Source organism: Lactobacillus sp. UMNPBX19 (genome assembly GCF_002553805.1).
Classification (GTDB): Bacteria; Bacillota; Bacilli; order Lactobacillales; family Lactobacillaceae; genus Lactobacillus.
This window is the reverse complement of the sequence record NZ_PCYR01000011.1, coordinates 1-12,994: the sequence shown is the minus strand read 5'-3', so window position 1 is coordinate 12,994 and position 12,994 is coordinate 1. Positions and strand designations below refer to the sequence as shown.

At 34.4% G+C, this 12,994-nt stretch carries 10 protein-coding genes and 3 pseudogenes; 8 read left to right on the top strand and 5 right to left on the bottom strand.

Annotation, left to right across the window (positions count from 1 at the left end; genetic code table 11):
- Nucleotides 1-24 precede the first annotated feature (24 nt).
- Entirely contained in the window at nt 25-561 is a 537-nt protein-coding gene (gene pyrR, locus CP370_RS04640) for a bifunctional pyr operon transcriptional regulator/uracil phosphoribosyltransferase PyrR (RefSeq protein ID WP_087713036.1), read from the top strand.
- Between the two features lie 51 nt (nt 562-612).
- Here pyrR and CP370_RS04635 read toward each other — a convergent pair whose 3' ends face one another.
- From CP370_RS04635 to CP370_RS04625, 3 genes and pseudogenes are all read right to left on the bottom strand, one after another.
- Nucleotides 613-1,161: an isochorismatase family cysteine hydrolase gene (locus CP370_RS04635; protein ID WP_087713035.1), complete on the bottom strand. Its 549-nt coding sequence runs from the start codon at nt 1,159-1,161 to the stop codon at nt 613-615.
- Nucleotides 1,162-1,183: 22 nt separating this feature from the next.
- Nucleotides 1,184-3,922 carry a phosphoenolpyruvate carboxylase gene (gene ppc, locus CP370_RS04630; RefSeq protein ID WP_087713034.1) on the bottom strand — a complete coding sequence of 913 codons (2,739 nt, stop codon included), beginning with the start codon at nt 3,920-3,922 and terminating at the stop codon, nt 1,184-1,186.
- Between the two features lie 67 nt (nt 3,923-3,989).
- Nucleotides 3,990-5,028 (bottom strand): annotated as a pseudogene (locus CP370_RS04625) (glycosyltransferase).
- Between the two features lie 35 nt (nt 5,029-5,063).
- On the opposite strand from CP370_RS04625, the gene CP370_RS04620 reads away from it, so the two are divergent.
- From CP370_RS04620 to CP370_RS04600, 5 genes and pseudogenes are all read left to right on the top strand, one after another.
- Nucleotides 5,064-5,258 (top strand): hypothetical protein, encoded by a 195-nt coding sequence (locus tag CP370_RS04620; protein ID WP_049760293.1) that lies wholly within the window; start codon nt 5,064-5,066, stop codon nt 5,256-5,258.
- A 148-nt stretch (nt 5,259-5,406) separates the two neighbouring features.
- Nucleotides 5,407-7,350: a M13 family metallopeptidase gene (locus CP370_RS04615; RefSeq protein ID WP_087285335.1), complete on the top strand. Its 1,944-nt coding sequence runs from the start codon at nt 5,407-5,409 to the stop codon at nt 7,348-7,350.
- A gap of 107 nt (nt 7,351-7,457) precedes the next feature.
- A pseudogene (locus tag CP370_RS10280) lies at nt 7,458-8,101 on the top strand (nitroreductase family protein).
- 92 nt (nt 8,102-8,193) lie between these two features.
- Complete coding sequence (locus CP370_RS04605; protein WP_087713032.1) at nt 8,194-9,345, top strand: NADH-dependent flavin oxidoreductase; 1,152 nt, start codon at nt 8,194-8,196, stop codon at nt 9,343-9,345.
- Nucleotides 9,346-9,418: 73 nt separating this feature from the next.
- Nucleotides 9,419-9,814 carry a nuclear transport factor 2 family protein gene (locus tag CP370_RS04600; protein ID WP_232457387.1) on the top strand — a complete coding sequence of 132 codons (396 nt, stop codon included), beginning with the start codon at nt 9,419-9,421 and terminating at the stop codon, nt 9,812-9,814.
- Between the two features lie 305 nt (nt 9,815-10,119).
- On the opposite strand, the gene CP370_RS09980 is transcribed toward CP370_RS04600, so the two are convergent.
- Nucleotides 10,120-10,470, bottom strand: coding sequence for an RpiB/LacA/LacB family sugar-phosphate isomerase (locus CP370_RS09980; RefSeq protein ID WP_232457386.1), 351 nt, complete (start codon nt 10,468-10,470; stop codon nt 10,120-10,122).
- Between the two features lie 103 nt (nt 10,471-10,573).
- Between CP370_RS09980 and CP370_RS04590 the strand changes: the two genes are divergently transcribed.
- Nucleotides 10,574-11,704 carry a glycerate kinase gene (locus tag CP370_RS04590; RefSeq protein ID WP_087713031.1) on the top strand — a complete coding sequence of 377 codons (1,131 nt, stop codon included), beginning with the start codon at nt 10,574-10,576 and terminating at the stop codon, nt 11,702-11,704.
- Nucleotides 11,704-11,913, top strand: a pseudogene (locus CP370_RS04585) (type II toxin-antitoxin system Phd/YefM family antitoxin); the annotation flags it as partial. The gene CP370_RS04590 and the pseudogene CP370_RS04585, both read left to right, overlap by 1 nt.
- A gap of 98 nt (nt 11,914-12,011) precedes the next feature.
- Here the strand turns inward: CP370_RS04585 and CP370_RS04580 are convergent.
- Complete coding sequence (locus tag CP370_RS04580) at nt 12,012-12,878, bottom strand: SPFH domain-containing protein (RefSeq protein ID WP_004894981.1); 867 nt, start codon at nt 12,876-12,878, stop codon at nt 12,012-12,014.
- Between the last annotated feature and the right edge of the window lie 116 nt (nt 12,879-12,994).

Here is a 12,994-nt window from a genome sequence, read left to right as displayed (position 1 = left end):
TCCCTGATTGAGGAAAAGATACAAATGGTAAAAGAAATTTGGGATAAACTTGCAATGCAGCGAGCTATTGTTAGGATTACATATGAAATTATTGAAAGGTATAAGGAAGTAGATGATCTGGTTTTAGTTGGAATCAAAACTCGTGGGGTCTATTTAGCACGTAGAATTGGGGATCGACTTGAAGAAATTGAAAAGAAGATTGTTCCAGTAGGCGAACTAGATATAACCTCTTATCGAGATGATCGTAGAGTTGATATTAATCAAGAAAAGATTTCAAACTTAGAACCAAAAAATTTAAATATTACTAATAAACATGTTGTATTAGTAGACGATGTTCTTTATACCGGAAGAACTATTCGGGCTGCGATGGATGCTTTGATTGCAACTGGACGTCCAAAGTCAATTGCAGTTGCGGTTTTGGTGGATCGAGGACATCGAGAATTACCAATTAAGGCCGATTTTGTTGGAAAGAATATTCCAACAGCTTTGAGCGAACAAGTAGCGGTTAATGTTAAAGAAATCGATGGTATTGATAGTGTTGAGCTAATTAAATTAAAGTAGAAAAAAACTGTATCATTCTGTAAAATCAGATGATACAGTTTTTTTGCTCTATTATTCTATTACTTTTGCGCCTAAGGCATTTTTAAAATGATCCAAGGCCCATTCTTGACCATGCTCGGTAAAGGTAGCAACACCCTTACTTGGAATAGTTAAATCATAGTTTAAATTATAGGCAGTCATAGCCGTATGAAGCACACAAATGTCTGTACATACCCCAGTTAGCCATAAATCGTTAATTTTACGTTCACGTAAGTAATTATCGAGATTAGTATTTTGGAAAGAAGAATAGCGATTTTTGTTAAATTTATATACTCGGTCACTAGACTTGTGAGTTTCATACCAATCTTTTAACTTACCGTATAACTCTTGTCCTGGTGTACCAACAATATTATGTGGTGGGAAGAGCTTATATTCCGGACTAAATGTATCACCGGTATGTCCATCAGTTGGAAAAATTACATAGTCTCCATTATCATAAAATTTATTTGCTAATTCGATTAAATAATCTTCTAAAGCTTGAGCTGGTTTTCCACAGGTAAGAGAACCATTATCTGCAATAAAGTCATTGGTGTAGTCAATAATTAATAGTGCCTTTTTCATATTTTGTCCTTAAAAATTAAAATTATCCCGAATTACGTAAACCAGAAGTTACACCATTAATGGTAATTGGTAAAATGCTTTCGTAAACGCCAGCAATATCGTCGACCCGATCACGTTTGATCATTTCAACTTGAATGTAGTTAAGAATGTTAAAGTATGGCATCCGGTAATTCAAGCTCATCTTTAAACTTGGGTTATCTGCAAGTAATTCTTTGTTACCTTCAATTTGAAGGATTACTTCTTTAGTAAGTTTCCATTCTTGATAGATAGTATCAAAGACTTTTTTAGTATCTTCATCTTCACATAGGTCCGCATATTGTTTTGCAATATCCATGTTAGATTTGGAAAGAACCATATCTACGTTAGAAAGTAGAGAATGGAAGAATGGCCAGCCCTGATACATCTTTTGTAAAGTATCTAAGTTGTGAGAATCAGCATCGATAAAGTGCTTAAAGGCAGATCCAACTCCATACCAACCTGGAAACATAATTCGACTTTGTGACCAAGAGAATACCCATGGAATAGCTCTTAAGCCTGAAAAATCAGTAATCTTCTTTCTTGCTGCTGGACGAGAACCAATATTCAAGTTGGAAATTTGCTTAATTGGGGTAGCTTGCAAGAAGTAGTCAAGAAAGGCAGGCGTTTCAAAAACTAATTTGCGGTAAACTTTATTGCTATCAAGTACAATCTTATCCATTGAAGCACGGAATTCGCCAATGTCGTCTTCGCTTACGATTTGTTTAGAAACAATTCGATCGATTGTTGCTGAAGCGAGCATTTCTAAGTTGTAGTAAGCAGTATCCCGATTACCATATTTATTTTGAATAATTTCGCCTTGTTCAGTCATTCTAATTCGGTCATTGATTGAGCCGAAAGGTTGAGCAGTAATAGCTTCATATGAAGGACCGCCCCCTCGACCAACAGTTCCGCCGCGTCCGTGCATGAAGGTAATGTTAACACCTAATTTTTTGCCCATAGCAGTTAAGTCTTTTTGAGCTTTATAAAGGTTCCAGCAAGAAGCTAAGTAGCCACCATCTTTGTTAGAGTCAGAATAACCAAGCATGATTTCTTGATAATCATTTTGAGAAGCGAGCCATTTTTTAACAATATCTAAGTTCAAAAACTCTTTCATGATTTCACGAGAGTTTTCCAAGTCTTCAACTGTTTCAAATAATGGAACTACTTGAATACGGGCTCCTTGGTTATCTAAAAGATCATATTCTTTAAGCATAATTGCTTGTTCAAGAAGATCAGAGACACTTTCAGTATGAGAAATAATGTGTTGTTTAATTACATCTTCACCAATACAATCCTTGAGTTGACGAGCAGTCTTGTAGATCTTCAATTCTTTTTGAAGTAATTCAGATTTAGGCTTATTATTAGCGTGCAAATTACGTGGATCATTATTTAGTTCGTTAAGTAAAACCTTAATCTTGTCTTTTTCTGGCAATTCACTATAATTGTCACAAATTCCAGCACTCTTGAGTAATTCGGCAACACATGCTTCATTTACACTAGAATCTTGACGCATGTCAATTGTTGCCAAATGGAAGCCAAAAATATCAATTGCTTCTAAAAGCTCAGTGAAGAAGCTTATAATAACTGCTTGGTCATGGTCTTGTTCAAGTGATTCTTTAATCGTAACTAAATCTGCCTTAAAATCTTGAGGATCATTATAAACAGGGATCTTATCTAAATTCTCTAAGTCGCGCTTTTTAACGAAGCTATTCTTATCAGCTGTACCCAAAAGTTGATATTCAGTGTGAAGTAATCTACTTTCAATATAGTAGAAGGCACGGCGATAAGGTTCATTTGTTCTAAATGGTGAGTCATCATTTGAAAGCTCTGAAAGTCTTTCAACAGCCGGGGAAGTCTTCATGTAAGATGTGGACATTGAAATAGTACGGTAAAGTTTATTGAGCTTTTTAATATAATATTCAAAAATTACCTGGCTTTGTAAACTTGCACTTAATTTTAAGGTATCAGCTGTTACATAAGGATTACCGTCACGGTCACCGCCGATCCACATCCCCATAGTGATTGGAGTTGCACCTTTGAGATCTAAGTTATGTTTCTCAGCTAATTCTTGATAGCGGGCAGTAAACTTAGTAATTGCGGGAATCAAAGCTTTAGGATAGTAGGCTAAAACATTGGTAATTTCGTTAGATACTTGTAGTTTGTGACTACGAATAATATCTGTCTGCATTAAAATTTCAATGTAAGCACGGAGTTTTTCAGTCCATTCAGCTTGATTGATTGTTCCATTCTTAACTTCACGGTAGCTACGCAATAAGTTGTGGATTTGATCAGTTAGTTCAAGAACAGTCTTTCTTTGCACTTGAGTAGGGTGCGCGGTTAAAACTGGAACAACATTAACATGTTTCAGTATTTCATTAGCATTTTCTTTTTGAGCAACTAAGTCGATAGTATCTTCAAGCTTACCAAGATAATCCTGATCAGTATTATTGAGTAAGTTAACCTCGCTAGCTAATTCTACATCTTCAGAAATATTTACTAATAAAGGTAAAGTTGCAAAATAACGAGCAACAACAATCATTTCTTGATTTGTTAAGTTAGCAACTCGCTTTTCAAGGGTATCGTAATCTTTTTGAGCAGAAATTTTGATTAAGTCTTGAATTTTATTAAAAATCAGATCCCCACTTAATTGACGCGTACTTTCGTTAAGTAGGTTGGTCAAAATTTTAACTTCTTCAGCAACCATTGCATGATCACTGCTATTTTCTAACTTCTTGATGGACATTAAAATGATTCCTCCTTTTTTGTGAAAGATTTAACATAAGGATATCACAGATTTTTATGTTTGAATATTAGTTTGAAACATAATTTTTTTGAGCTTTTTCAAACATTGTTAAAACCTTTCTAGCTGAGTTTTCAATCGAAAGAGATTTGGCATAGTTTTGATAGTTCGCACTCATTGTTTTTAAGTCTTGAGGATGGGTAATCCAGTAATCAATTCTCTTTGCTAAAATTTGGCTATTGCCAGCTGGAAAACGATTTTTTGGACTTAAAGCATAAACGCTAGTTGAAGAAAGCGGACTTTCCGCAATTACTGGTACACAACCAGTAGCGAAAGCTTCCATGCAAGCCATCCCTTCAACTTCGACATTTGCACAATGAACAACAATACTTGATTGATTCATTGTATGTTTTAGTTCATCTCTATTATAAAAAGCAAGATGAGCGTTGACGTTTAGTTTATGACAGAGATCGATATATTCAGACTTGAGTGGACCTTTACCGGCTAAAATAAGATGAATTTTATCTTTATATTTACTAAGTGAAATAGCTTTAATTAGAGTCTTTTGATCTTTTTCATTAGAAAAACGCCCAACTGAAAGAATCGTAAAGGAATTCGACTTAAGATTTCTTTGATTCTCCTCTAAGTAATAATTGCTAATTCCGTTTGAAATAACAACTAACTTAGCCCTAAAATTATATTTTTGTAGCCTTTGTTTAACCTTGGTGGTTGGACATTGTAAATAATTGCAGTAGTTAAAAGTTGTATCACGAAAAATCTTCATGAAAGTAGAATTGATACTATGATGATCTAAGATAGGTACAGAGGCAGTTAAGTTCTCGGGATAAAGATGAAAAGTTCCAGTAATTGGCTTTTTCAGCTCTTTAGCAATTTTGCCTGCGTATGAGCAGACAGGAAAGGGATCTTCCAAGTGAACTAAATCTGCCCATTTAACAGCTTTTTTAATTATTGCTTTTTCCGGTTTTGCAAAATGAAATCCTTCTTTAGCAATTATGTCTTTAAAGATCGGAATAGTCATTACTGAAAGGGGGGGGGTAGTCTGGTTCTCCACCAGCAATAGAGGCAAGCACACGTACGTCTTGTCCCATTTTTGAAAATTGTTTAACAAAGCGTTGAGAAGAAATTGCCAGGTAACTTAGTAATTAACGCAGGCGTTCATATTGATGGAATTTCTAAAGAACAAATTGATGACTCTTTTGTAATGACTGATGAGATTGCCAAAAAAATTTTAGTTTGGATACAAGAAGAAACTGCTAATTTTAAAGATCCTACATATACTACCCACCTTAAACGAGATGTTAGTGGTAAGTTAATTTAATAAATGAGTTATAAACAAATAAACGGTAGCAAGATTCTTTCTTGTTACTTTTTTGATTTAAAACTCTTAGAAGCAAGAAAATAAAAATTAGCTTAATATCTTTAATAATGATATCATTTACCTAATTAAAGAAATGGGGTAAATAATTATGAGAAGATACTTCAGCGTTCGCGGTGGTGCAGGTGATTTAACTAATCCAGATGTTAATACAAGACCGCAAGATAATTTATATTTAGCAGTTAATTCAGAATGGCTTTCAAAAGCAAAAATTCCAGCAGATAGAACTTCAACTGGAATCAATTTGATCCTAGACATGCGAATTGAAAACAAGCTTATGAAGGACTTTGAAGATCTTGCTAATGGCAAAAAGTCTCTTCCTGATGTAACAAACTTCGATAAAGCGATCAATTATTACAAGTTGGCAGCTGATTTTGATAAGAGAAATAAGGATCAAGCTGAGCCTATTAAGAAAGATCTAAACAGACTAACTTCTTTGAAAGATTTTGAAGAATTTAATCAAAAAGCAGCTCAATTAATATCAAGCGGTTACGAATTACCATTTGATATCTACGTATCTGAGGATATGAAAGATACAGATCATAATGCGTTATATGCAACTGGTCCACAGCTTTTCTTGCCAGATACTACCGCTTATCAAAGCTCTGGTGCTGAAAAGTTACTTTCTGTCTTAGAAAAACAAACTATAAACTTGCTTACTATGGCTGGAATAAGTGAAGAACAAGCTAAAACTTGGGCTAAGAATGGTATTGAATTTGATAAAAAACTTTCTAGGATTTTGAAGTCAACAGAAGAATGGGCTGATGAAGTGGCAATGTATAATCCAGCTAGTTTGTCTGACTTTGGAGCAAAATTTGATCAGTTTGATATCAATTCATTTTTAAAGCAGCTTTTGCCTGAAATGCCTGAAAAGGTAATTGTTGCAGAACCACGTTACTTTAATCATATTAATGATTTCTTGAGTGAGAGCGAATTTGATGAATTTAAGAGCTGGATGATTATTAAATTTATCAATAAAAGTGCAACCTACTTATCTCAAGATTTTAGAGAAGCTGCCTTTCCGTTTAGACAAGCAGTTTATGGTGTCCCAGAATTACCATCTCAAGCTAAGCATGCATATCGGCTAGCTAATGCGGCTTTTGATGAAGTAATTGGTATTTACTATGGTAAGACCTATCTCGGAGATGAAGCCAAGGCTGACGTAATTAGTATGATTAAAAAGATGCTTAAAGTTTATGAACAAAGAATTCAAAATAATTCTTGGCTTTCAGAAGATACTAAGAAACAAGCTATTATCAAATTAAAAGCTTTAAAGTTAAAGGTTGGCTATCCTGAAAAGAACAGAGCTCTATTTGATAATCTAGTTGTCGATCCAAATAAGAGTTTATATGAAAACCATGTTTTGATTAATCAAGAAAGAATTAAAGATATTCTTCAAAGATTAAACAAAAAGCCTGATAAAAGTATTTGGGAAATGCCAGGCAACTTGAACAACGCTTGCTACGATCCTTATAAGAATGACTTAACCTTCCCAGCAGGAATCTTGCAAGCTCCATTTTATGATGCAAAACAATCTCGAGCAGCTAACTATGGTGGAATTGGTGCAACAATTGGTCATGAAGTTTCTCATGCTTTTGACAATAACGGGGCTCAATTCGATGAAAAAGGTAACATGAAAAATTGGTGGACGAAGAAAGACTTTGCAGAATTTAACAAGCGTACTAAGGCAGTTGCTAATATCTTCGATGGCTTACAATATGGTCCAGTTAAGTTGAATGGTAAGCAGGTTGTTTCTGAAAATATTGCTGACTTAAGTGGACTTTCTTGTGCAATTGCTGCTAATAAAGCAGAAGGCGGAGAAATGAGAGATCTCTTTGAAACTTATGCGAAGAGCTGGATGCAAAAACAACGTCCAGAATCAATTACAGCAGAAGTTCAATCAGACGTACATGCACCCCAACCAACAAGAGTTAATATTCCTGTTCAAAATCAAGATGAGTTTTACGAAGCTTACAATGTAACTCCAGAAGATGGAATGTGGCTAGATCCTGAAGATAGAATTACTATTTGGTAATACAAAACAGAGAGGTTATAAATTATAATCTCTCTGTTTTTCTATGCCATAAATTTTATACTATAATACTCAATGTAAGCGCTAATAAGCATAGGAGGATAAAATATATGGCACAATTTAAAAACAATAATTTTGGGGATGTCTTACTCAATCGTCATTCGGTTCGACATTTTGATAAAAATGTGAAAATTCCACGGTCTGAATTAAGAGAGAGTTAAAGAAGCAACTACTGCACCTTCTGCATGTAACTTACAGGCTTGGCAATTTGTAGTAGTGGATACGGATGAAGATAAGAAGAAATTACATGAATTTTACATGCCCTTCAATAATCCGCAAATTGATACATCAAGTGCAGTTATTCAGATTTTTGGTAATACCGTAGCCTTTAAAAAGTACCGTGCATTATGGGATCAAATGTACGCAGAAAAGAGAATTTCAAAAGAAGAACTAGATAAAGTTTATAATACATTTTTACCATTATATGAGCATGCAGATAAAACAATGCTTACGGCGGATGCAATGGTTGATTCTTCACTTGGCTGCAATGCAGTTGATGTTAATTGCTAGAGCACATGGATATGAAACAAATGCAATGGCTGGTTATGATGCAAAGAAAGCTGCGAGCGTAATGGGACTTGATCCAGAGCAGTATGTTCCAGTAATGGGGATTGCTATTGGAAAACCAGATAAAAATGTAGAAGAACTTAAATCAGTTAGATATCCAGTTGATGAAGTTTTGAAATTCGAATAATTGGAGAACTTACTTTAAGTGAGAATAAATTAGCACTATACTATAATCATAAACTAATAAAAAGTAAGATGGCTATAGAAAGTGTCATTGTTATGAAAAAATTATCCGACAAAGTAACTTTTAAACATGGTGCAGTTATTAATAATCGAATGGTGCAACCACCGATGCTTACCAACAGTGGGTTAAATGGCATGGTCAGTGAAGATACAATTTCTTATTGGAAAGTACGTGCCAATTCTGCAGGTTTAGTAATTTCAGAATACAATTATGTGAGCCCAGCAGGTGGACCTGCAATCACTTGGGCGGATAATAGAACACAATTAGCCGTTTATGATGATAAGTTTTTACCTGGTTTGACTAAGATGGCAAAAACGATGAAATCAGGAGGAAATAAAGCCCTACTTCAAATTGCCCATACAGGACGAGAAGCAAATTATCGTGCACATTTAGGGTTGCCAGTATATGCTCCAGATAGTGCCAATTATCCATTTTTACCTTATGGAGTTCAGGGTTTTACTGCTGAACAAGTAGAACAAGTTGTTAAAGATTTTGGTAGAGCGACTAAGCGAGCAATTGAAGCTGGTTTTGATGGAGTAGAGATTCACGGTGCCAATCATTATTTAATTCAACAGTTCTTTTCTCGCTTTTCAAATCATCGTCAAGATAAGTGGGGAGATTACGAAGCATTCCCATTAGCTGTGGTTAAAGAAGTTTTCGAAGTTGTGAGAAAGTATGCTCCACACGACTTTATTATTGGTTATCGGATTAGTCCAGAAGAAATTAATCAAGGTAATGTAGGTTATACCTGGCACGAATCAACAAAATTAATTGATGCCTTAACAAATAATTTTGACTTTGACTATATTCATTTATCATTACCGGACTATAAGGCAAAACCGAAAGATTCTGATAAAACATTTGCAGAATTATTTAGACCGGTAATTGGAAAAGAGACAAAATTAATTATTGTGGGAGACGTAATAAGTCAAGAAGCAGCTGAAGATGCCTTAAAATACACTGATTTAGTAGCTGCTGGGAGGGCCCAAATAATTGATGCTAATTTTGCGGCAAAAGTGGTTGCAGGTAAAGGAGATAAAGTAATTACTGAGTTGTCAGATGAAGAAGAAAAACAGCAAGCTTTAACGCTAGGCTTGCGTAAAGTAATGGATAAACAGACTAAACGTCCTAATTTTGCAAAGATGTTGCAGGGACTTGATTATAGTAAGGCGATTAAAGTTAAATAAAGATAGGATGTTAAAGGTAGAAGTTTATTTCTAACTTTTTCTGTAATTTTTGGAAAAGTAGGACAGCATGATAATGATAGAAAGTAAAGAACAAGTAATAAAAAGATATTTTAAGTCGTGGATTGTTCCAAACTTTGAAGATTTTGAGGATACTTTCAGTAAAAATGCTAGTTATAGTGAATGTTATGGTCCAATTTATAGGAATAAAGCTGAAATTATAGCTTGGTATAAAGATTGGAATAAGAATGGACAAGTGTTGGAATGGCCAATTAAGAATATTTGGATTAATAATGAAATGGCTTTTGTTGAATGGTATTTTAAATGTAATTATAGAAATAAAATTAGTGAGTTTGATGGTGTATCAATTATTAAATTTGATGAAGCAAATAAGATAATTTCTGTGAAAGAGTTTCAATCAGATTCTAGGCATATTTATCCGTATGAAAATAATACTTCCGCCTTAATCTAGGGCAGAAGTATTACTTACTATATTCACTTTTGATTTTTCTAAGTGTATCAATTAATTCGTGATCTGTTCCATTTTTTACAATAAAATCAAAAACAGGATCATAATTAAGAACCGGAATAAGGAGTTCGGGATTTAAATCAGGAAGAAAAGAAATCATAGTTTTTTTAGTTAGCTGGTTAAGGACTTTTAACTTCTTTACTATTTTTAATTTTACGTTTTGCTTCCCTAGTAGGATATCCTTTACCCCAAGGTTTAGTAAAAAGAGCCTTCATAGTTTCTGAAAAATTAATTTCACCGCTCCAGCCTCAGTTTAGGCCTAGAGGAAAAGAAACAACATTACCGTCATTAATATGGCTAAATAGATAGGCGTCTTGTGGAGTAGGGATGTAGCCGCATTGAATATTTGGAAATGTATTGCATGCAAGCATCATTCCTTGTCCTGAACTACAACCAGTAACAACAAAATCAAGTGCTCTACTATTAATCAATAAAGCAATTGCTAGTGAAATTTGTACATAAGATAGAGTAGTAGTACTGTCTTGATAAATCCCAAAATTGATTAATTTGTCGTCAGGTGAGATGGCTTGTTTGATGTAATGCTCTAATAGCTTGTTTTTTTCTTTTTGTGAGGTTCCTTGAATAAGTCCGATTTTCATTTTTTTACGCTTATAGTTAAAACATAATGTATTATTCTTTAAGTGTATTATACAGTGAAAAATAATAGAATAAACATAAAGAATAAAAATAGAGGACCTAATAATGACAAAATATGTAGTAGCCCCTGATTCATTTAAGGAAAGTATGACAGCAAAAGAAGTCTGTGATGCGATGGAAAAGGGAATAAAAAAAGCTGATTCAGCTGCTGAAGTGATTAAAGTACCTATGGCAGATGGTGGAGAAGGAACAGTTGATTCTTTAGTAGATGCGACAAATGGTCAAAGAGTTATAGTTGAAGTTACAGGTCCGCTTGGAAATAAGATAAGTGCATATTATGGAATTCTAGGTAATGGGACAACTGCTGTAATTGAAATGGCTAAGGCGAGTGGCTTAGAAATAGTAGAAAAGAAGAAGCGTAATCCAATGATAACCACTACTTTTGGTACTGGTGAATTGATTAGGGATGCCTTAGATCACAACGTTAAAGAAATTATTATTGGATTAGGCGGCAGCAGCACTAATGATGGCGGGAGCGGCATGGCTCAGGCTTTAGGAGCAAAACTATTCGATCAAAACAATAATCAAATTTCTTTTGGTGGCGGAAATTTAGATAAACTAGACAAAATTGATATTTCTGACTTAGATTCAAGATTGCAAGATGTAAAAATCATTTTAGCAAGTGATGTTACTAATCCATTAATTGGTAAAGATGGTGCATCAAGAGTTTTTGGACCACAAAAAGGTGCCACACCAGAAATGGTTGAAAAACTAGAAAATAATTTACAACACTACGCTAAAATCATTAAACGTGATTTGAATAAAGATGTTGCCTCAGTGTCAGGCGCTGGAGCAGCGGGAGGTTTAGGAGCTGGTTTAATGGCTTTTACTACTTGTAAAATGCGGCAAGGAGTAGATATTGCAATTGAAGTAACCAAACTAGAAGAAAAAGTAAAAAGTGCTGATTATGTCTTTACTGGAGAAGGTGGCACAGATTTTCAAACTAAATTTGGAAAAACACCATATGGAGTTGCTAAATTAGGTAAAAAGTATCATAAGCCAGTTATCTCATTAGCAGGGTATTTGGGAGAAGGAATTGATAGTTTATATAGTGAAGGCTTCACTGCAATTTTTGGAATTATTCCCGGAGCGTGTGATCTTTTAACTGCTTTGAAAAATGGACCAAGTAATGTGGCTAGAACTACAGAAAATATAGTTCGTTTACTTAATTTTTAGATGATGAAATAGTTTATATTGTTAGATCTAATAGCCGTTCAGTAGCAGTTCTTTCACAAGAAAAATTATATTGGATGGAGAAAGCTATCCAATCAAAAGAAGATTCTTTAGAGTACGCGATCGCTCGTGATCAACTAATTCAAAGACATGAGTTATCGGAAGATCCAATTGTAGAATCAACTGATGATTATTGGAATCAATTTAAGTAATTGAGAAAAATACACATTTTCACAAAAAATGGACAGCAATCTAGAATAGAGCAAAAAAACTTCTACTTTTAATGGTAGAAGTTTTTTTAGTGTTCTTATTAATCTTCACTTTGATCCCAAATCTTTTTAGCAGCTGGGATTTTACCTAAATCAGTGATTTCATCTTTATCTAATACAACTAAATTGTTAGGTCCTTGTGCTAGTTGGTTAAAACTATCTAGGCTTTGATTTCTGAAGTAGCCATCTCCGGCTTTATCAAGAGCAGTTTGTAATTTATCAATTCGGTAAGCATCTGCATCGGCTTGAGTTTTTACTGCTTCGGCATTTGCTTTTGCAGTAGCAACAAGTGCATCATTCTTGGCTTTAGTAGTTAATTCAATATTTCTAGCTTCACCTTCGGCACGAGCGATAGCGGCAGTTTTTTCACGGTCAGCAGTTAACTGCTTATCCATGGCCTTTTGAATTTCTGGGCTAGGAAGCAATTCATCAACGTTAACACGAACTACTTGAATTCCATAAATATCAGTTAAATCACCAATTGCTTTTGATAGTTGGGCATTGATTTCACTAGTTGATCCTAGAGCTTCATTCAATTCCATTCGTCCGATAATATCACGTAAGTGACCACGAATTAATTGCACCATTGATTCAACAGAGTCCGTATTGTTATAGAAGTACTTGTAGGCGTCAGTAACAAGATAGTTTAAGGTTAAGCTGGTAGTGATTTCGGCATTATCCTTAGTGATAATACGATATTTAGAAATTTCTAAGGGCTGCAACGCTAAGCTTACCTTTCTCAAACTTTGGAAAATTGGCCAAATAAAGACTAAACCAGCTTTTACAGTTCTTGAGTATTTACCTAGGGTTTCGACTAGACCTACATAGTTTTGCGGTACGATCCGTAAGCCACATAAGAAATAAATAATGATTAGTAAAATAATCACACCAATAAAAACATAAATCATGGCATACCCTCCAATTAATTGAGTTTGATGATATTATCTAATATTTTAAGTAAAAATAAAACGCCGATTGTAAAATCAAATTGAACACTTTAGAAAAATAAAAAGTCCATCTGGAC

Bases quoted from the DNA above. Each gene is read 5' to 3' on its own strand.
- CP370_RS04600 (WP_232457387.1), top strand. From the start codon at position 9,419: ATGATAGAAAGTAAAGAACAAGTAATAAAAAGATATTTTAAGTCGTGG.
- CP370_RS09980 (WP_232457386.1), bottom strand. From the start codon at position 10,470: ATGAAAATCGGACTTATTCAAGGAACCTCACAAAAAGAAAAAAACAAG.
- CP370_RS04590 (WP_087713031.1), top strand. From the start codon at position 10,574: ATGACAAAATATGTAGTAGCCCCTGATTCATTTAAGGAAAGTATGACA.
- CP370_RS04635 (WP_087713035.1), bottom strand. From the start codon at position 1,161: ATGAAAAAGGCACTATTAATTATTGACTACACCAATGACTTTATTGCA.
- ppc (WP_087713034.1), bottom strand. From the start codon at position 3,922: ATGTCCATCAAGAAGTTAGAAAATAGCAGTGATCATGCAATGGTTGCT.
- pyrR (WP_087713036.1), top strand. From the start codon at position 25: ATGGTAAAAGAAATTTGGGATAAACTTGCAATGCAGCGAGCTATTGTT.
- CP370_RS04605 (WP_087713032.1), top strand. From the start codon at position 8,194: ATGAAAAAATTATCCGACAAAGTAACTTTTAAACATGGTGCAGTTATT.
- CP370_RS04580 (WP_004894981.1), bottom strand. From the start codon at position 12,878: ATGATTTATGTTTTTATTGGTGTGATTATTTTACTAATCATTATTTAT.
- CP370_RS04615 (WP_087285335.1), top strand. From the start codon at position 5,407: ATGAGAAGATACTTCAGCGTTCGCGGTGGTGCAGGTGATTTAACTAAT.